This window comes from Erythrobacter sp. JB2-19, from assembly GCF_057365005.1.
In genome coordinates this window covers 1060314-1080832 of sequence record NZ_CP200290.1, presented here as the reverse complement: position 1 = coordinate 1080832, position 20519 = coordinate 1060314, and the positions used below count along the sequence as shown (strand labels likewise).

The following is a 20519-nucleotide window of genomic DNA, read 5'->3' as shown; positions in this document are numbered from 1 at the left end:
TGTAGAGCTTAATCGAGTAGCGGGACAACGCGCGAGAGAATGCGGCGCATTGGTCCGCGGCTTTCCATCGGCCTAATCCGCCCCCAGCGCGCTCGGCGCGAGAATTCGTCCTGAAGTTGAACCGTCCGGCCCATCGCGTCTGGGCCACTCGACCTGATCGTCGGTATTTCCATTTCTGCTTCCCCGAGGGGCGATTGCCCCGAATCGCTATATTTAGCTGCCTAAGGGCTAACACCTAATAATCTGGAAATGGAGTCGTATCTTTCATTTAAGAAACTGTGCGGGCTGGCTTTCTCAGCCGGTCACACTGCTTAAGAGAGGGTGAAAGGTAGCTTAGACCCTCTGTGCACCAGCTGCGCGCACAGCCTCCAAAGTTGGGTAACCGTTCACCGCCATCAGCAAATCCGCCTCAGCCAAGATCGACCTAAGTACGAACTCTGCGCCCTTCGCGCCGCCTAGGGCGAGCCCGTATGTGTAGGGCCTACCCACGCCTACAGCCGCGGCGCCCAAGGCCAATGCCTTCACCACATCAGTGCCGGAGCGAATGCCGCTGTCGAACAGCACCGGTACATCACCAGAAGCCTTCACCACGTCCTCGAGCAGGTCAATTGTCGCAATCCCGCCATTCGCCTGACGCCCACCGTGATTGGAACAATAAATCCCATCAGCGCCCGTATCGACGGCTTTCTTCGCGTCATCTGGGTGGCAAATACCCTTCAGCACAATCGGTAGCTTCGTGACCGATTTCAGCCATTTCATATCGTCCCAAGTCAGCACCTGGCCGAAGGTCGCAGCCCAGGTCATGATTGCCGTCTTGGGATCATCTTCTGGCGGCTTTTCAAGCAGTGAGCGAAACACCGGATCGCAGAAATAATTGTGTAGCACTTTGCCGCGCAATTGCGGGAAATTCGAGGCGTTAAGATCACGCGGACGCCAGCCTGTTACCCACGTGTCGAGCGTAACCACAAGGGCCTTGTATCCAGCGGCTTCTGCTCGGCCAATCAAGCTTTCGGCGAGCCCCTTGTGACGCGGGGTATAAAGCTGAAAGAAACCGGGAGTGTCGCCGCATGCGGCGTGGACATGCTCCATGCTGTCGTTTGCCAGCGTCGAAGCGCACAGCGGCACACCTGTCGCTGCCGCGGCCTGCGCAGCTGCGATGTCGCCATGCTTGTCCTGCGTCGCCTCGCCCGTCAGACCAATCGGCGCCATGAATAATGGTGTTGGCAGCTTCATGCCAAACAGATCAATCGAGAGGTCTCGTTCCTGAGCGTCGACCATCATGCGCGGGATCATGCCCCAATGCTGGAAGGCAGACGAGTTGCTATTCTGAGTGTGCTCATCACCGCATCCGCCCGCGACATAATTGGTCATCGATGGACCAAGTGCCTCGTGCGCGCGCTTTTCTAGCGTTGCAAAATCGACTGGAAACTCAGGCAAAACACCTTGCAGTCCAGCATTATAGATCTCGTTCTGCATCGCTCCGAAATAGCTCATCGCGCATCCTCTCTCATTGCAATTTTACATGAGAGCTTGAGACGAAGCCGAGTTTTAGGCAAATGGTTTTGTTGCCGTCTAAAAGTTGATCCCGGCGCGCACGTTCAGCTCAGGCGAATTGTCGTCGCCGCTTTCGGCACTGCCTCCCAAAGGAAAGCCACCTTCAACTTCGAAACCGACTGGCCCGATACGGCCGCGCACGCCTGGCCCAGCAGAAAACAACGAACCCTCGCCCACGCCCGTGCCAATATCCGTGACATAACCGCCATCGAGAAAGGCGTAGAGCTGGAGAAAGTCGAACGGCAATTTGTCAGGTGAGAAGCGATATCTCAATTCAGCCAAGCCATAGACACCTTCCTCACCCAGGACTTCGCTAAAATCGTAGCCGCGCGTGCGGAACGGCCCGCCCAGTGCCATTTCTTGCGAAGCCAACAGCGGACGGTCCGCGATCTGGCCTCCAGCTGCGAAATACACATCAAATCGGCCAGCAACCGGCAAACGCGCATCGCCCCAGAACGACACTTTGGAGAACACGCCGTCGCCGTCTCTGCGCGAAACAAGCGGATCTCCGCGTCTGCTTGCGCCCAAGATACCAAGTCCACGAACATGGCTTGCCCCGGCGCGAACACGTCCGCCAGCGACCGCCCATTGCGTCGTAATGCCAATCGAGGCTGTGACGATTGTGTCGTCACGGAGCATTTGCCCTAGCTCATCCTGTTCAATGGCGAGGTATGAGACATTGCCATTGACCCAAAGGCTTTTGTCCTTCGATCTGATTATCGGTTGATCGAGCGATATTCCTGCTCTCAGCGAATCTCCATTTACGTCACTGTCGCCGAATGGCCCCTCTGGCGAGGTAGAGCCGATAGAGCCGTTAATCCCTGCGGTAAGGCCGGAGCTGTTGAGCTGTGTCTGATAAGAGCCAGAAACAAAAAGCAATTCGTCTGGATCAACGGGATTGATCCGCAGAGCGGCATAAAGCTGATCCGAAGAACTCAGCACATCAGTCTGCTGGGTGGAGGCCACTGCGCGGTACGGACCGAACGAACGCGTACCGTAATTGTCCGCCTGGATCTGGTAGCGATCTTTTGACTGCTCCAGATTGACCACTAAGACGGCACGACCATCGCGGCGCGCGATCTTGGCGTCCTTTAGACGCACCGATGGAATATCAGTGACCAATAGCAACGCTGCTTCCAAATCGCTTTGCTGTGCAGGCTTGCCTTGCAACCGGCTCAAAATTCGGCGGGCCTGAGCGTTGTCATAGCCATTGATCTCAATTGAATCGATGCGACCCTCGTCGATCGAAATTTGAACGACGCCAAAGCCATTGTCATTCTCGAGGATATCCGCCTTGGCGTAGGCATAGCCTTCTTCCTTCGCGAGATCGGCGATCTGTTTGGTTAGTTGAGCCAATACCTCTTCGCTACGTTCTTCCCCGAAAAACCCCTCAATGGCCGCCTGATAACGCGCATCGTCGATCGCCTCATTACCTAGAATGACAATCGCGCCAATATGATCGCTTTCTTGCTCTTCGACGGGTTGCTCAGTCTGCTGGGATATAACCTCATCCCCGCTCTGCATCACCGATAGCATTGCAATCCGCGGCGCATTGCCGGTCTCCTGCGCATTCAACGCAGGCGCTGCGATGCATAGACATGCACCCAACAAAACTGCCTTGGTTAAACGCATTGAAACCTCCTGATTGGAGGCGTGCGCCTAGCCGCAGCCAGCTAATAAACCCTTACCCTTAAGCCAGTTAGGGAAATGTTAGCCACTCCGCTTCAGCACTCCTTTAGAGGCCCGGGTTCAAAGGCATACTTGCACCAATTGTAATACTATTTGAGACTAACCAATGATCCGCCTTGCCAAGAAATCTCTCGTTGTTGCCGCGCTGATGGCCAGCACCAGCGCCATTGCCAGCAGTGGGTGGAGTGTTTCCGAGGCCAGCGGATCTGTCACGATCACACGCGGCGATAATGTCATTCAGGCTCGTAAGAACAGCCGCCTTAACGAAGGCGATGTAATCCGCACAGGCAAAGGCGCCCGTGCTGTTTTGGTTCGCGGCAAAGAATATGTTGTTGTGTCGCCGAAGGCGCATATTCGCATTGCTGAGCCCGAAAAGGCCGGACCGGTTACGCAAATCTTCCAATATCTCGGCAATGTGCTGTTTAAAATTGAGAAGAAGAGCACGCCGCATTTTGGCGTTGAGACACCGTTCATGGCAGCTGTTGTCAAAGGCACGACGTTCAACGTTTCGGTCGGCGAAGATGGCACCAGCGTGCAGGTTACCGAAGGTGCGGTTGAAGTCACAACCGGCGATGATCTGGAAGCAGCATTGCTGACGCCTGGCTTGGTCGGATTGGTCGAAGCTGATGCGATTGGCGACTTGATCGTCATTTCAAATGATCCCGATGGTCCCGATTCTAAGGACGCGACCGTACGCGGCAGCCCAAGCTTTGTGCCTGCTCTAAGCCAGCCTGCATCCAGAACTGCCACATCTATCGCCAGCGCGAACAGCAATTCTGATCGCACACCCGGCGTCAATCGCGGACAGCCTTTGGCCGCCCCACGCTCGCCCCAAACAGGCCCAGGTCGCGCAAACGGAGCTGCATCGGGACTAAAAATTGCCATTGGTGCCCGACCTGAAAGTCCGAGCGACGCCAATGACACTGCAAACAACGACCTGACCGACAGCCGCAACGAAGGTGTTAGCAGCACCGTTCAAGATTTTGTCATCTCGGAACCTGAAGTTGATCAGAGCGAGGTCACTGAAACCGTCACTCAAGTCGATAGCAGCGACGCAGCTCCTATTGCAAAAAGCACTGACTCAGGCGCAGTCGATATCGGCGCTGCTGATGACCAAGATGATCAAGATGCCGGTGGCTCTGGGCTCGTCTTTGCGGAAGATCAACCCAACGGGTCTTGCGCCGGCGTCCCCAATTGCTCTGGCGGTGCAAATCCGAATAAGAGCAGCAACGGTGGCGTTTCCCCCCTCCGATGATGCGAATGAGCCTGATGACGATGTCGGTCTCAATGCGGGTATTGGTGGACCAACCGATGACAGCAGTGACGACGAAGTAGATATTGCCGCTGGTCTGGGACTCGGCACCAATAATAACGGCAACGGCAGTTTCCGCGGTAACAATGGTATCGGCAATGGTAAAGGCGGCGGAAACGGCAAGGGGAACAACGGCAACGGGAACGGCAATGGCGGCCCGACTGGCGATGGCGCCGATAACGGCGTCGGTATAGATTTCGGCGTAGATTTAGGCGGTGAAGGCGGCACGGATGTCGATTTGGGGGTCGATCTGAACCTCGGTCTGGCTGCCGCTGATGAAGATGAAGACGACGATTTCGGAGAACGCGGAGAGCGCGGCGAAGGCGGCGAACATGGCAAAAGGCGCGGCAGAGGCCTAGGTCGTGGCAAAAACAACTAGACCGTTCGCATTGCCTTAGAAGTCTACAAGGCTTTGATACATTAGATTAAATACGAGCGAAACTTCGCTTAAACCCTTTCTGGCTATACGCATTCACTTCGTAGCGGCATTCAGTCGCCCAATTGGAGTAATTGCGTGCGACTAGCCAACGCCTCGGTCAAAATGCTGGGCAATGCTGCGCGTGGAATCGCCTTCGTAGTGGCGCTGATCATCACCTCTCTGGCAACGCTAAGCGGGCTGTCGGGTAATGCCGAGGAAACCCTGCGCGACAATCGTGACCAGCTACGGATCAGCGAAGCCACAGGCGAGATCGTCATTCTGGAAATCGATGGGCGCTCAATCCAAGCGCTTGATCAATGGCCTTGGCCGCGCCACCTCTACGCCGATGCCATTATTGAATTGGATCGCTTGGGCGCTGAACAAATCGCCTTCGACGTTGATTTCTCATCACGTTCAACACCTGAGCAAGACACTCGTTTTGCTAACGCGCTAAAGCAATTGGGAGGGTCAGTTGTCCTGCCCACCTTCCGACAGGAAAATCGGGCCAAAGAAGGCAAAGCTGTTACCGAAGCCCTACCTCTGCCTGAGTTTCGCAAACACGCGTTTCTTTCAGCCGTTAATGTGGTTCCAAACGCAGACGGACGCATTGAATTCTACCCCTATGGCGTTTCTACCAATGATGTCCCCCGCCCCTCAATCGCGAGCATGGTTGCGGAAGAACACGGGCGGATCGATCAGTATTTCCGCGTCGATCAGGCGATTGATCCCGACACCATAGCGAGGATTTCATTCATCGACTTACTCGAGGGGAAAGTCGCGCATGAGCAAGTCCTTGGAAAACGCATCATGGTCGGTGCAACGGCGATTGAGCTAGGTGATCGCTATCCAACCGCCCTTTTCGGCGTTCGGCCTGGTGTCGTTATTCAAGCACAAGCCGCTGAAACTCTATTACAAAATCGCATGCGCAGCGACGGCGGGCCGTGGTTGCCACTGGCCCTTACATCTATGGTGCTGGCATTGATGCTTCATACGCTTTCTCGCAGTCGCTCCCGAGTGGCCTTGGGCACAGTAATCATCGGAGCGGTGGCGACCGCGATTGCACTTACCTTCGATCAATTCGCACTGCCCTACATCCAGCTCGTTCCGATCATGATCTTGCTCACTGGTTTTATCGGACTACACCGACTGATCACATCAGCGCTGAAACTGCGCCACGCGCGGCGCACGGACGGGGCCTCTGGCCTTCCCAATCGCCGCGCTCTGGAAATCGAACTTGCCGACCGGGCGCGGCAATTGATTGCAGTCGCCAGGATTGATGACTTCGATCAGATTGAGGCAATTGTCTCTGGCTCCGATCTTCCTCGCATCGAACGCAAGATTGCGAGGCGGCTGGCAGCGATCGTACAATCAGATCAAGTGTTCCGGATCGATCGCGCGATGTTCGCTTGGTTTGTGTCGCAAGATCACACGGATGCTCTGGATGAGCATTTTTCACTGGCACAATCTTGCTTCGTCACGCCCTTCGAACTCGATGAAAAACGTCTGAAGATCAAAGCTTTCTTCGGCAGTTCCCAAGGATCAATCGCCGAAGCTGTGACGGCCGCAGAATATGCGCGCCGCCGCGGCATGAACTGGTCTTCCAACGCCCTCGGCCTTCAGGATGAGGCGCAGTTCCAGCAAAAAATTCTGGGTGAGCTTGATGACGCGATGGAAACCGGCGCCATTCACATCGTATTCCAGCCAAAAATGCGGCTATCTGACAGAGCAATCTACGGCGCGGAATGTCTTGTACGCTGGAACAGCCCAACCCTGGGAAGCATCTCACCAGCTGACTTCATCCCTATCTTAGAGAACAAGGGGCAGGTCAGCGAGCTGACCAAGTTCGTCCTCGCCAAAGCGTTAGAGCGCAGCCGCGAAGCCAATGAAGCCGGGCAACCGGTGCAATTGGCCGTCAACATTTCCGCGCAATTGCTGTCCGATGCCACCTTCGTCGACAGCGCAATCGCGATGATGGAAGAGGCGCATGCCAAGGGCGCATCCGGAATCACTCTGGAAGTGACAGAGAGCGCGCCGTTGGCTGATCCGGAGCTGGCCAAAACTACGTTGAAGCGCCTTACCAATGCCGGTGCACGTATTTCCATCGATGATTACGGAACGGGACAGGCAACGCTCAACTATTTGCAAGGCTTCCCAGCACAAGAGGTCAAACTCGACCAAAGCTTCGTGCGCGACCTCGTGGCGAACCGCGCAGATCGGATTATGGTGCAATCCACGATCGATCTGGCCCATGCGCTCTCGTTCGACATCGTTGCAGAGGGCGTTGAAGACGCGGCAACGATAGAAGCGCTCGCCGAGTTCGGGTGTGACTATGTGCAGGGCTGGGAAATCGGTAAGCCAATGGACTGGACCGAGTTTCTCGAGTTTCTTAAAGTATCTGACGAACCTCAAACGCAGTCAGACAGCACCGCAGCTGCGTAATCCTCTACGCCTTTCCTAACGCGCTTTTCAGGTCATCAAGATACGGCTCAAACGGCTTCCAGTGCCCCCTGCCCTTTGCGATTGATCGGCTGGCGCACCTGCTCGCTACTGGCGGTACGCACCGCACGATCTGTCTTATGGAAATTGAGACAGGCCTCCTCAAACGGCAGACCCAGATAATCGAGCATCCGTCGCGTCTGCCCTTCGAGATCATCGAGCACATCTTCATGCTGCACGCGCAGCACCTTGCCGGGCAAAACTGTGTCCCAGTGCTCCATTAGCGCGGCGTAGTCAGAGTAGTAGCGGCCAATCTCAGTCAAGCCGTAAGTAAACTCCTGCCCCTCGGCGAACAGTTGCTTAAAGCCGGAGAAGCAACAATCCATCGGATCGCGGCGGGCATCAATAATCTTAGCGTGGGGCAGTATCAGATGAATCAGACCAATATGCCGGAAATTGTTGGGCATCTTGTCGATGAAGAACGGCGCGCCTTGCCGGTGAACACGGGTGTTGTTGATGAAATCCTCGCCAAACTTCACCAATTGCTCGTCGCTCAAATCATGCAGCACCGCTGGATAAAGCGATTGCCCAGCCTTTCGCCCGCGCAGCCTGTGCGCGAGCGCGAGAATATCAGGCAATTCAAGCGTTCCATCGACCTGACTGTGGCTAGCCAAAATTTGCTCAAGCAGTGTTGATCCAGCCCGCGGCAGGCCAAGAATAAAGATCGGGTCCGGCGCATCGTGGCCTGCGCTACCATGTTTCTCGAGCAGTTCAGCGTTGCACAGTTCGCGCTGCTTCGCCAGCTCAGCGGTCATTGCATCGGCGCTATAGCGGGTCTGAGCGCGTTTCAGGTCATTGCCCCGCGCATAGGCGGCAAAACTGGCCGTATAATCGCCGCGATCCTCATGCGCTTTGCCCAGAGCAAAGGACAGGTGAACCCGGTCCATAAAGGCTAAATCCGGACGAGAGACCTGCTCGCTCATGACATTCAGTTCATCATCACTGAACTGGTAAGTCTTCAAATTAGCGAGCGCATAATAGGCATCGCCATGATCCGCCTTGGCCGCAATGGCCGCGCGATATCTCGAAATCGCATCCTCACTGCGCCCCTTGGTTTTGAGCGCATGGCCCATGCTGGTCAGCGTTGCGGCATCATGGGGGAGCTTCGCGAGCACCGCTTCGAACAGCTCGAATGCTCGGTCAAAATCACCTGTCTGCATGCTTTCTATGGCAAGGCGTGATTGGAATAGCGGGTTCTCAGGGTCGCCGGCATGAAGCGCGTCCGCTTCTTCTCGCGCGCGCTCAAACTTTTGCCGGCGGCGCAGCACATCGATATAGTCCAACCTAAGCTGGATATTGTCTGGCTCAAACGTCACCGCGCTTTCCAGCAAAAACTCCGCATCATCCAGAATACCAAGCTCTAGGCCGATCTTGGCGAGCAGCCGCATCCCCTCAACATTGCGGGGGTTTGAACGCAGGAAGTATCGACAGATCTCCTCTGCGCGCAGCACGCGCCCTTCCGCCAAATGGTTGGTCACTGCGATCAGTTCGCGCGGCAGAGTGGCGAGCCTTTGCTGCTGAGCGCTCGCAGCAGAAGCTTCTGCGGCGCGCCCTGCCCCGCTGGCGATGCGCGCTTGTTCTCGCCAACTGGCCTCAAGCGCTGGATTAAACCGGGTGGCGCGAGCAAAGGCGACAAGCGCATTTTCACTCTCACCTTGAGCGAGCGCTAGATGCCCCTCTTCTTGCCAAGCCCGGCCATATTCTGGCATCGCGGCATGCAGTTTTCCCAGGTGGTCTGCTGCATCATCCAGCCGCCCAAGGTATCGGCATGCAACCGCAGCCAGGTACAGCGCCTCGCCATCATCAGGCTTGTCAGCAAGCACAGAGCTCGCCTGCGCCAGCCCCTCTTCAAAGCGGCCCTGTTGCAGCGCTTCTTGCGCAGTTTTCAGCAGCTCTTCGCGTGTCGCCATTTCACCGCCTTACAAATCCTGTCCGCATAAGCCTAGCGCCCAAAACAACAGCGGCGGAAATGAACCCACTAAGATCCATTCCCGCCGCATTGTCTTGCCGATCTTGTAAGATCAATAGTCGTAGGAAATCCGCATTCCGACCGTCAATGGACGATTGGTGGTGATGCGAGCCCGATCGTTGATGAAGTTGCCCGAAATCTCGGCGCGCTCATCGAACAGGTTCTCACCATAGATCTCAAACTTCCAATTGTCCGAGGTTACGCCTGCAGCCAGATCAACCAACGTGTAACTGTCGAGCTCAAGCTTGTTGATCTCGATAATGTCGGTCAACTTCGAGGCTGAATGGCTAACTTGAGGCTGAATATAAGCACCCAGAGTTTCACTCAGATCCCATTCGTAGCGGACCCGCAAATTACCCTGGAAAGACGGTGCGAAGGCGAGGTTTGTTCCCGCAACCACATCATCGGTCGGCGTGAGAACCTCGGTAATCTCGGTATCGAGCACTGAGAAGGCACCGGCAATTGTCAGCCCAGGTGTCGCGTACGGAGCGATCGTGAAGTCCGCTTCCAGACCATAGATTTCTGCATTGGCAGCATTGTCTGAGAAGAACAGATTGGTGATGCTCGGATCGAAGATTGTCGTTTGCAGGTTGCTGATGTCGACATAAAACGCGCTGCCGTTGAAGCGCAACTGACCGTCAATCAGATCAAGCTTCCAACCCAGCTCATAGTTTTGAACCTCATCGGTTTCGAGTTCAAACGGAACCGTAAAACCATTGGCACCCTGCGCGCCGCCAGGACGGTTAAGCAGACCCGGACGGAAGCCTTCCGAATAGGTCGCATAGAACAGCATGTCTTCGTTAGGCGTCACGGTCAGTGTGCCTTTGAAGATGGTGCCGCTGGTCTTAGCGACGTCAGGCGCTTGAAGTGCGTTGAACACTTGCGTTGCCTGAGCGGTGCTCAGGCCAGCAGCTTCAATATCGGCAATGCTATCGCCCAAAGTGAAGGTTTGGCGCAAGGCTGGATCACACGAACCAATGAAGGTGAACTGCCCATCGCCATCATACAGGTCGTTGATATTGGTGCCGAATGCATTCTGGTCGGTTCCGCCCGAATTACAGAACGAGCCGTTGGCACTGCCTTCAAAATCAACTTCGACGTCATAGTAGCGTGCGCCAAATGTCGCAGTCAGCAGATCTGGAACGAGATCAAAGCTAGCTTCACCAAAGATGCCAAACTGCTCGTCGGTCCGGCGAATGTCATTGCGGAAGATCGTGCTCGCTGGAAACGGACCTTCTTCAGTAATGAAGCCATCTTGCGGGAAGTTAGGCGCGAATGGACCAAACGGCTGAGCCAGCACATTGCCCGGATAGGCAAAATCGTTGCGCTCTTGCAGTTCGAGATCGGAGTAGAACCCACCTGCCGTCACGCGCCAGCGATTTTCCGCCGGAGTGCTGAAGCGTAGTTCTTGTGTGAACACAGTGGTGTTGCTGTCCGAGGTGACAAACAGGTTGGGCGCCTGGCACGTACCACTTGGCGCAGCAGCGCCGGGATAGCTGACCGAACCGTCACAAATGTAATACGGCAGGTATTGGCCGACGAACAGATAGTCGGAATAATCGACCCGCTGTTCGGTTTCCCGGTCGGTGTAGGCACCGGTGTAGACGATATCGAGCATCGCCAAACGACCTTCGACCGTCCAGCTGGTGTTCGAGAAATTGTCTTCTAGTCGATCTTCTTCAAAACGCTGGATTTCGAGATTGTCGAGGCCCAGATCTGGGTCCGCGAAGAACACGCCGTCAGATTCAACGCTCTGGCGAGTGTGCGACAAGGTGACTTTCCAGTCAGGTGTCACTTCCCACAAAGCGCTCGCGCGGAAGCCGGAATATTGCGTGTCGTTGAAATTGTCTTCGACCAAGCCAGCATTGTCGGCGTCGATGAAGGTGACCGCAGACAGATCAGCGCCCGCCTGGAAACCGCCGCGATTGGCGTTTACCGGTACACCGTTTGATCGGACCGTTCCCGATGGACGGAAACGCGCGCTTTCGCTGACGTTGCGAGTGCCTGCGACATTGTCGATATAGCCGCCTTGATCATCGAGGAACACCACGCCGCGCAGGGCAAACGTGTCAGTCACGGGCACATTGACCATCGCCTCGGCTTTGTAGCTCGCCTCACCGCCCTTGGTGAAAGACACACCGCCAGAGAACCCAGCGTCAAATCCGCTCAGATCTGGTTTGTTGGTGATCAAACGGACAACGCCAGCTTGCGAGCTTGCACCGAACAGAGTGCCTTGCGGGCCGGAGAGCACTTCGATGCGCTCAAGGTCAGCGGCGTAAACGTCTAGATTACGGCCTGGCTGCGCAAGCGGTTGCTCATCGAGATACAGCGCAACGTTGGGAGCAAGGCCTGCGACACCAGCAACCGAGAGGTTCGGCGTGGTTGATGCAAGGCCGCGAATATAGATCGTACTTTGGCCTGGGCCGCTGCCACCGGCGGTAACTGTCGGTAGCTGATCGAGGTAATCTTCGAATGTATCGATGTTCAACTCATCGAGCTGCTCTTCACCAATGGCAGAAACCGATACCGGCACATCCTGCAAATCTTCACTGCGCTTTTGCGCGGTCACAACGATCGTTGGAACCCCGCCGCGCGCTTCTTCTGCTTCACCTGCCGGCGCATCTTGTGCGACCGCTGGTGATGCGACAGCAATTGCCAGCGCACTCACTGAGGCGCGCCTTGCGAACTTAACCATTATGCTTGTCCCCTATAGACATTAGGTGACCCGCGATGCCCGAATGGGCCGCTGAGTCAGTAAAATAGCGCAATCAGAAAGACTTCGCGCCCTTGAAGGGGCAGGTAACAAGCGATCCATGGCCCGGCCACAGCTAGCGACCAAATTTTGGGGACTTAGAAAAGTCATGTTGCAAAATAACAACATTGGCAAATATAGAATGAATTTTGCGAAATAAGAAACACATACTTATAGATATAAGTTTTTTATTCTTAAATTTTCAGAATTATACTCTGCCTTTGTATTCAAATTTTCCAAGTTATGGCAAATATCGAAAATTTTACTCTCAACGGCAATCGATCTATAAGGCAAGTTATTCTTTTGCCATTACTTTCTCATTCCATTCTTCGCATGCTTCCGCAGTAGTGGGTACGCCGTGGTGTTTGCGCACAACGTCAAACACGATAGCCTTCACGATAGAGACCATCATCAACAGAACCACAAATGAGAACGGCAATGCGCCGATGATCATAGTGATACGGATCGCCTCTATCCCGCCCAGGATCAGCATGGATCCAACGACAAACGCCAACGCAATGCCCCAGAAAAAGATATGATAGCGGCGCGAACCCTCGTCTTCACCCGCACCATTGATCGTGTTGACGATCAGAATCGCACTGTCAGCCGATGTGATAAGGTATGTCATCAGCAGCACGACGACCAAGCCTGAGACAAGCAGTGCAACCCCATCGCCAAGCATAACAGCCAAAGTCGCATAGAGCTGATCCGCCATAGGAGCCGCCAAGATAGCTCCACCCGCAGCGCCGCTAAGTTCCAGATCAATGGCAGTGCCGCCTACCAGCGCCATCCACACAAAGCACATGAGCGAAGGCACCATCGCCACCCCGAACACATATTCGCGAAGGGTTCGGCCACGCGAGATCCGTGCGATGAACATACCCACAAACGGCGCAAAGGCGATCCACCAAGCCCAATAAGAAACAGACCAGCCCAACTGCCAAGAGACCAGAGCATCGCCCACTTCGCTGCCATCGGAGATGAAGCGTGCTAGAGATTGCTGCGGCAGGGTGATGACATAATCCCAGGTCGCAACACCGAGCAGCTTAAGCCCATACAGTCCCGACCCTACGGTCGCGAACAACGCCAAGAGGGCAAAAGACAGCCCCATGTTAAGGTTAGAAAGCCATTTGATCCCACGCCCAACCCCGGACAATGCACTGACCGTAGAAGCTCCAACCAGCACCAATAGCGCGGTTATGATACCAGCATTTGATGCGGCGAGCGCCCCATCATCCCCGGCCGTCATGAGCCAGCCGCCCATGCCAATTCGGTAAAGGCCAGCGACGAATTGCTCGACACCGAAACCGAGCGTGTAGGCCACCCCCAATATGGTGGCGACCACCGCCACAACATCGACGATATGACCCGCTGGACCTGACATGACCTTACCAAACAAAGGGGCAAGGCTGGACCGGATTGTAAGCGGCAGATCCCGTCGATGCGCGACATAGGCAATGCCCAACCCCACCAAGGCATAGGTGCACCACGCCCCGAAACCCCAATGCAGGAAGGTGTACAGATAGGCGGGACGCACCGCTTCTGCCGTCAGCGGCTCCATCTGGCCGCGTATAATATCAGGATTGTTGGCAAAGTGTGCCAACGGTTCTCCGGTGGAGAAAGTGAGCATCCCAATGCCGATGCCCGCACCAAACAGCATGGCAAACCAGGAGAAGCGCGAAAATTCAGGCTTTTCATCCGGCGCACCCAACCGCAGACTGCCCGATTGCGGGATCAGCGCCAGCGCCGTGCAAACCACTACTAAGGCGGCAACGAGATAGATGTACCAGCCGCCAAACAACGATATAATCGATGTGTTGGCCGCGCCTAAGGTCTCCAGCGCGTTTACCGGAAAGAAAATCGCCCACATGATGATAAAGGAGACGATAATCTTGGACGGGATCGTCACCGCCCTACTAAAGCCATCGTAGAAGCCGCTGTCGTGTGTCCCAATTGGCAGATCAACAAGTGGAGGCGCAATCGGCGCGCTGGTTGGCGCGCTCGTGCCGCTGACGGTATCGTTATGGATAATTATCTCCCCGACGCAGTCCAGGCCAAACTCGAAACAATGGCCCCCTGCGCAAGATACGATCATAGGTTAGCCGCCACACATTGCAAATCTGGCGGATTAGATCTTTATGAATACGCCCATACTAACTTTAACGCTAGCGCTGGTGCCGCGTCCACATACGGCTTCAGTCAAGAGCGCGTCTACGCTAGACCAACTGCACGTTGGCCGGCCAAATATAGCGACAGTATCAAATCAGGGTTGTGATCTTTAGTTGAATGAACGCGCGGTGCCAGCACCGATGTTCGAAGCTCCACATTCTATGTGCTCGATCGCCACTCAACATCCGCTCTAAACAGCGGCCCTAGCGGTTCCACCAACCGAATAGCCTCGTCGCAAATATCGGTCGCGGGTTAAAGCGGCAGATCTTCTGCGTTCCGTAGGCCCAATGAGGACTCGACATACACCATAACGATCAGGTGGATGGCCAGAACATTGAATCCAAGCGCTTGAAAGGACAAACAAGCCTGTAGGGTCAGGGCAATACCCTGACCCTATCCAGACATCCTTTTTCTGTTTGAGACCGGGGGCTAACCCGACCTCTCACAAAAGATCAGCGCTTCGTTGACGCGGGAGCAACCTAGAATCTAGCGCTCACTCCAACATAGAACTCTCGCCCTTCAATGTCGTTCAATGTGGAGAGAATGTTGCGGCTATTTCCCAACGTCAAACCGGTCGGCAGAATAGGACCAATCCTATCGAAGACATTGGTGACGCCGCCATTTATCGAGAATCTGTCATCATCACCAAAGCTATATCGCACAAACAGGTTATGAAGCGTTTCCGACCCTGCTCGGAAGAAGCTTGGATCTTCAGGCTCGACGAATTCATCAAGCCCCCCGCTTTTGAAGGTCGTCGTCCACGTCAACCTGAAACCGTCATACGCCCAGCTTGCACGCGCACGAAATTCATCATCTGACTGTGTAATTCTACGCAAAACGCTTTCTGTCGTAGGACCTTCGATCGCGGGAAAGGTGAATTCATCTGTGAAGTAGTGCGAATAACGCACATCAAAGCTAAATTCACCGGGAATTATGAGAGGTTCAATTCTATACAGAACTGAGACATCCAGCCCCGAGACGTCCAAACTGTCAAGATTCTCCTGCCGATTGATGATCTGCGTTACCTCGCCATTTGTCGCGTTACGGGTAATCACATCGCAGAAACGGTTGTCGGGGAAATCCGCATCCGAGAAACAGAGGTCAGCAGTTAGTTGAGTTGAAATGCTGCTGATCGCATCGGTGATGGAAATATCGTAGTAATCAACCGCAACCACCAGATTTGGAATGAATGATGGTGTGAATACGCCACCCACCGTATAAGTAGTACCTGTTTCCTCCTGCAGGTTTTGATTGCCAACATTCGGTTCGGCGACGGTCGGGACACCTTCAAATGCCAGTCCTGCATTGTCTGGGTTCGCAAAAAATGCTGCGATCCCGGGTTCCGCCAAACAATTGGCAGCAATGGTGTCAGCTGATGTTGTGCTGCCTGGAGCTGGCGTTACCCCACTACCATCTGGCATCAGGCCATCACAAGGGTCCCGCAAATTTCCGAAATCTGGCCGCGATGGCGAGAAAAATTCGGTCAGGCTAGGGGCCCGTTGGGACCGCGAATACTGCGCACGGAAACGAATATCATCGATTGGCTGCCAAGTACCACCAACGTTGTAGCTGTAAACCGTGCCGACGGTTGAATAATTGGCTACTCGCCCAGCAAGCTGCAACGAGAGCTGGTCTTCGATAATCGGAATATCCAATTCCGCGAAACCTTCAATCACATCGAAGGAACCACGAAAATCTGGTGTGGTCGTGAGCGATGTAAGCTCCAGGTCCTGATCAGGGTCACCCGTTGTATCCTGAAGTTCGTGCCGGTAGTCGAAACCGAACGCAACCTTCACATCACCGGCAGGCAACTCGAAGATCGAACCATCGATCGCACCAGAAACAGTCGCCTGTTCACGGAACTGCCGCAGGAGCCCAGTGTAACGGATAAAATCTGCGGCAGCATCCGAGATCGAGCCTTCACCGAAGAGGTTCAGTGGAACGCACCCCAGGGCTCGCGCCGCGTCGTCGGCACACTGCAGGCCATCTGGAGTAACATTTAGAGCACTACGGATATTAAGATAGTTCGCTTGGTTTTGAGACACCTGCCGCTGATTGAAACGACCAAAGGTGGCGCCCAAAGTCCAATTCAGATCGTCCGATACTGCGCCTTTTAGCCCGAATTGGCCGCGGATCGTCTCGCGCTCATTGGTTGTGATTGCAGGACCTAACTCGGAAAGTCGCCGTGCGAAAGACACCGTACCTATCCGAGTCTCTTCAACCAATGGCGGAATGAAGGGATTATCAGCAGCAATTTGGCCAATATCACCCAATGCGTTGAACGGCCCAATATCTGTCCCGCTGGTTATGACTATTGCGCTGTTGGTCGATACAACCGTCGAATTTGTGTACAATAGATTGAAGAAAACTTCTGTGTCCGGTGTGATTTCGAACGACGCTCGAACGGCACCATTATAGTTTTCGAACGATGGGAAGAGCGATCGGCCAGGCCGAAAGTTAAAGCCGTCCACATCCGTTTCAAAGCCAAACCGCGGATCGCGGTCATCTGGAAGGTTCCCTGCACGATCATTGAAAAACACACCTCCAATGTTGAAGGCATCATCGCCCTCAAAGATGCCGCCCGGCAATCCAGCACTACCCGAAGGATTAATACAAAAGCGCCCCGAATTATCACAATCGCCGAACGCGGTCTCATCCCTGAAAGCATCAGGGTTATCCGGGTCCAGCGGGTTGGTCAGAGGTCGATTGAATTCAACATTTGCGATTGATTGCGGACGCGAGGCATCCGCTAAGATTGCACTGTGATCATCATAGCTAAATGCGGCGAGGAAATAGCCGCGATCATCCGCAAACTTTTTGCCAAACGTGGCATCAATCGAGAACTCTTCGCCACCAGAAGCTTCCGGCGTATTATAGCGTGTACTCAGCTCAACACCCTCAAAGTCGTCTTCCAGGATGATGTTTACAACACCTGCGATTGCATCCGAACCGTAAATTGCTGACGCACCACCAGTGGTGACCTCCAACCTTTTTGCGAACCCGCTCGGCAGCGTGTTAAGACTTACGCTTTCGCCATTGCCTGAGTTGGAAACAGCTCGCAGCCCGTCAATCAGAGTCAATGTCCTATTTGGCCCCAAGCGTCGAAGGCTGATTGTACTCAACCCGCTATTCTGGACGCTTGATGATGTGGTTTCCGGCGTAAAGCCTCGATCTACGCCAGGCAGATCACGTAGAAGCTCGGCAATATCCCGAGAGCCGCTTTGCGCAATATCCTCGGCAGTCAAAACCTGCAGGGGAATGTTTGACGTAGCGTTTGACACGGCCGCCTGGCGAATGCGTGACCCCGTTACAACGATCGTGTTGTCAGGTGCTGCTGCCTGTCCAGCTGTTGAGGCAGGGCGAATAGTTGCCCCTTGCTCTTCAGCAGTAGCCTGACCGTTAGCACCCTCTCGCGCCTGCGCCGCTTGCACCAGAAAGACATCATGTCGCGTCTTAGTGAAGTGCAGACCAGTACCGCGCAACAAATGCTCAAGTGCAACCTCAGGCTCGTAGCGACCATCGACGTCGTTTGATCGCTTTCCATTTGTGAGATGGCCGGCAAAGAGGATCTCCTTACCGCTCTCTTGAGCAAATTCCCTAAGAGCATCACCAAGTGGCTGCGGATCAATATCGAAATTGACGGGGTTCGCCAACGCCGGGCTCGCGAAAGCCAAAGCAACCGAGGCGACACCCATGCGAAGCACGGCTCGACATGCGGTGGTATTTTTGGCGGTAGTACGATTCATCTCAGGATTCCCCCATCATTCAGTCTGCAATCGTTTCTCGATTGTCAGTGGGGTAGAGCGATACGGAAACCAAAACCCGCCAACTTTTTTTGACGAGAGGCACCCAAGCAACCAAACCACTAACGCGCTGATGGCTCCAAGTGAATTTCAGTGCTGCTAACACGCTTGGCCGCTACTCCGAAATATGCTTCCAATGCTGCAACGAAACTGTCTTGCCGCCCGGCGATGAACACTCCGTTGATTTCGGTATTCGCTAGCTCGTAGTCGGAGATCGTAAGTTTGACCTCGCTGTAACGATTCATTTCCTGAACTGCGATCATCAGGGGAGTATCTTCGAATACAGCGTTGCCATTTCGCCAGGACGCGGCAACGGACAAATTCGCCTGACGGCGTAGCGCTGGACCAGCCTGACGCACACTAAGCTTCTGTCCTGCAACAAGCATCGCACCTCGCTGCAGACCTTCCCGATCATCTTGATCGATCCGCTTAACTTCAACCTCACCCTCTAAGACCGTTACGTCGACCGTATCCTCTAACGTTCTAACATCAAACGCAGTTCCGACTGCTATCACCTTGTAATCGCCTGCATAGACGACGAAGGGGCGATCGGGATTATGGGCGACATCGAAGTGCGCCTCCCCTCTAGTAAGATGAATAGCCCTCTCGTCCAGGCCGTATCGCACGTCAATCTCGCTGTCAGTATTGAGCGTTGCGATCGTTCCATCGGTAAGCGGGATGTCGGTCCGGTCACCCACCGCTGTTTCAAAGACCGGTGTATGATCGTTAACCGCATGCGTCACGCCCTCGACGTTACTTCCTGTTTGCATGACAAGCAGTGCAGTCATGGCGACAGCCGCAACGCTCGCAGCAAAGGCCTTGCTTGCAAACGACCAACGGGTTGAATTCGGGGTAGGCGCAGCACTTTCTTGACTGCGGCTTAGTGCCGCTGAGCGCATAGACTGCACTTCCGGCATCAATGCGATCGTCGGCAAGTCCTTGATCATTTCCTGCAGGCCGTTGAAAGCCTGTGCGTTATCTGGATCTGCGCTTTTCCATTCTTCATGCTCAGCACGATCGGCATCACTGCAGTCGGGTGCGCGCAAACGGGCATCCCAAAATCCTGCCGCCTCGCAGGTATCCATATCTGTTTCGGCAGGCGCGTTCATCGATAACGCTCGACTCGCTTCAACAGAAAGGTGTTTGCCTGTGCGAGATGGCGTTCAACCGTCCTGATCCCAACGTTCAGATCCTGCGCAATCTGCATCTGTTTGAACCCTTCAAAGTGATAAAGGACGAATATATCGCGCGTTTTTTCCGGCAATTCATAGAGTCCTGAAATAAGCTGTTTTACAGCCTCCCTGTCTGCCAAGACGGTTTCGATCGAGATTTCCGCCAAAATATGCTTATCTTCATCAAACATATCTTGCAGGTCGGCACGGCTGGTTGTGCGCTTACGATAATATTCGGCGATCGATGCTCGTGCGGTCTGGAAGATGTAACCTTCAACCGTCTCGATCGAATTCAGATCGGCGCGATGCGCCAAGCGAACAAAGACATCCTGCACAAGGTCGTCCACTTCCCCAGGCGATGGAACACGCTTCCTGAAATAGCTCCTAAGGGCTGGCCCGAATTCTTGAGACCAACCCTCTAACAACGCACGATCTTTGGCGCCTAGCGGAGCTAAAGGAGCCCTAGCCACGTTCGAATAGTTTTTTCGACAACATTCATCTCAGCTATTTCGAGATCGAGGGAGATAGCAAGTTCGGGCAACCACTCGCCGCCTCGCTAGTTGGAGTGCGATCACTGGAAACCTCGCCAGCCTATTCCAACAATAAAGAGTTTAAACGCCAACAGTCCGGACAGAAACAAAGCGTCAGTCCGGCACACCTTTGCCGGCCGGCTTAGCGATGATCACCCTAACTCATATCGGGATAGACCTGCGTATTCTTGACGACGCTGTATGCGAATTTTGTATCAATGGAACGGATGCCCGGCAATGCATGCAGTTCTTTTCGAACAAAACTCTCGTACACCTCCAAATCAGAAACTACGACGCGCATAAAGTAATCAGCATCTCCCGTTGTCATAAAACAATCCAAGATTGAATCTATCGCATCAACCTTCCGTTCAAACGAACGCACGACTTCCTTGGAGTGTTTTTCCAGTGATATACTGACGAAGACAGTCAATGGAACGCCATATGCTTTCTGATCAACGAGAGCAGCATATCCCTGAATAACTCCAGTGTCTTCAAGGTTTCTGAGGCGGCGCAAACAGGGCGATGGCGACAGATTGACCCGCTCCGCAAGCTCAAGGTTCGTAAGGCGTCCATTCTTCTGGAGTTCGCGGATGATCTGCCGGTCTTTAATATCCATGAGCGACTTTTAGGGTCATATATGCTAAAATACCATGCT

12 protein-coding genes and 1 pseudogene are annotated in these 20519 nt (G+C 54.3%); 3 read left to right on the top strand and 10 right to left on the bottom strand.

Annotated features, from left to right (window positions below):
• Positions 1-8: 8 nt before the first annotated feature.
• From AC0V6O_RS05180 to AC0V6O_RS05170, 3 genes are all read right to left on the bottom strand, one after another.
• The gene (locus AC0V6O_RS05180) at positions 9-173 is read right to left on the bottom strand and encodes a hypothetical protein (protein ID WP_486142128.1); all 165 of its coding nucleotides are present in this window, start codon (positions 171-173) and stop codon (positions 9-11) included.
• A 160-nt stretch (positions 174-333) separates the two neighbouring features.
• Positions 334-1494, bottom strand: coding sequence for an alpha-hydroxy-acid oxidizing protein (locus AC0V6O_RS05175; protein WP_486142126.1), 1161 nt, complete (start codon positions 1492-1494; stop codon positions 334-336).
• A gap of 78 nt (positions 1495-1572) precedes the next feature.
• Positions 1573-3186, bottom strand: coding sequence for a ShlB/FhaC/HecB family hemolysin secretion/activation protein (locus AC0V6O_RS05170; RefSeq protein ID WP_486142124.1), 1614 nt, complete (start codon positions 3184-3186; stop codon positions 1573-1575).
• Between the two features lie 163 nt (positions 3187-3349).
• Between AC0V6O_RS05170 and AC0V6O_RS05165 the strand changes: the two genes are divergently transcribed.
• From AC0V6O_RS05165 to AC0V6O_RS05155, 3 genes are all read left to right on the top strand, one after another.
• Complete coding sequence (locus tag AC0V6O_RS05165) at positions 3350-4498, top strand: FecR domain-containing protein (RefSeq protein WP_486142122.1); 1149 nt, start codon at positions 3350-3352, stop codon at positions 4496-4498.
• Entirely contained in the window at positions 4476-4934 is a 459-nt protein-coding gene (locus AC0V6O_RS05160; RefSeq protein ID WP_486142120.1) for a hypothetical protein, read from the top strand. Before AC0V6O_RS05165 ends, AC0V6O_RS05160 begins: the two co-directional genes overlap by 23 nt.
• A 135-nt stretch (positions 4935-5069) precedes the next feature.
• Positions 5070-7412: an EAL domain-containing protein gene (locus AC0V6O_RS05155; RefSeq protein ID WP_486142118.1), complete on the top strand. Its 2343-nt coding sequence runs from the start codon at positions 5070-5072 to the stop codon at positions 7410-7412.
• A 4-nt stretch (positions 7413-7416) separates the two neighbouring features.
• Here the strand turns inward: AC0V6O_RS05155 and AC0V6O_RS05150 are convergent.
• The 7 genes and pseudogenes from AC0V6O_RS05150 to AC0V6O_RS05120 all read right to left on the bottom strand — a co-directional run bounded on the left by AC0V6O_RS05150 (position 7417) and on the right by AC0V6O_RS05120 (position 20480).
• Positions 7417-9379: pseudogene (locus tag AC0V6O_RS05150) on the bottom strand (tetratricopeptide repeat-containing sulfotransferase family protein).
• A gap of 111 nt (positions 9380-9490) precedes the next feature.
• A complete protein-coding gene (locus AC0V6O_RS05145; RefSeq protein ID WP_486142116.1) occupies positions 9491-12133 on the bottom strand; it encodes a TonB-dependent receptor in 2643 nt (880 codons plus the stop codon).
• Positions 12134-12485: 352 nt separating this feature from the next.
• A complete protein-coding gene (locus AC0V6O_RS05140; protein ID WP_486142114.1) occupies positions 12486-14285 on the bottom strand; it encodes a BCCT family transporter in 1800 nt (599 codons plus the stop codon).
• A 553-nt stretch (positions 14286-14838) separates the two neighbouring features.
• The gene (locus tag AC0V6O_RS05135) at positions 14839-18105 is read right to left on the bottom strand and encodes a TonB-dependent receptor (RefSeq protein WP_486142113.1); all 3267 of its coding nucleotides are present in this window, start codon (positions 18103-18105) and stop codon (positions 14839-14841) included.
• A gap of 119 nt (positions 18106-18224) precedes the next feature.
• Positions 18225-19271 (bottom strand): FecR family protein, encoded by a 1047-nt coding sequence (locus AC0V6O_RS05130; protein ID WP_486142111.1) that lies wholly within the window; start codon positions 19269-19271, stop codon positions 18225-18227.
• On the bottom strand, positions 19268-19804 hold the full coding sequence (locus AC0V6O_RS05125; protein WP_486142110.1) for an RNA polymerase sigma factor: 537 nt from the start codon (positions 19802-19804) through the stop codon (positions 19268-19270). Before AC0V6O_RS05125 ends, AC0V6O_RS05130 begins: the two co-directional genes overlap by 4 nt.
• Before the next feature lie 217 nt (positions 19805-20021).
• Positions 20022-20480, bottom strand: coding sequence for an Lrp/AsnC family transcriptional regulator (locus tag AC0V6O_RS05120; protein WP_472638276.1), 459 nt, complete (start codon positions 20478-20480; stop codon positions 20022-20024).
• Positions 20481-20519 lie beyond the last annotated feature (39 nt).

Coding starts and splice junctions, on each gene's coding strand:
- AC0V6O_RS05180 (WP_486142128.1), bottom strand. CDS start 173: ATGGAAATACCGACGATCAGGTCGAGTGGCCCAGACGCGATGGGCCGG.
- AC0V6O_RS05175 (WP_486142126.1), bottom strand. CDS start 1,494: ATGAGCTATTTCGGAGCGATGCAGAACGAGATCTATAATGCTGGACTG.
- AC0V6O_RS05170 (WP_486142124.1), bottom strand. CDS start 3,186: ATGCGTTTAACCAAGGCAGTTTTGTTGGGTGCATGTCTATGCATCGCA.
- AC0V6O_RS05165 (WP_486142122.1), top strand. CDS start 3,350: ATGATCCGCCTTGCCAAGAAATCTCTCGTTGTTGCCGCGCTGATGGCC.
- AC0V6O_RS05145 (WP_486142116.1), bottom strand. CDS start 12,133: ATGGTTAAGTTCGCAAGGCGCGCCTCAGTGAGTGCGCTGGCAATTGCT.
- AC0V6O_RS05140 (WP_486142114.1), bottom strand. CDS start 14,285: ATGATCGTATCTTGCGCAGGGGGCCATTGTTTCGAGTTTGGCCTGGAC.
- AC0V6O_RS05135 (WP_486142113.1), bottom strand. CDS start 18,105: ATGAATCGTACTACCGCCAAAAATACCACCGCATGTCGAGCCGTGCTT.
- AC0V6O_RS05130 (WP_486142111.1), bottom strand. CDS start 19,271: ATGAACGCGCCTGCCGAAACAGATATGGATACCTGCGAGGCGGCAGGA.
- AC0V6O_RS05120 (WP_472638276.1), bottom strand. CDS start 20,480: ATGGATATTAAAGACCGGCAGATCATCCGCGAACTCCAGAAGAATGGA.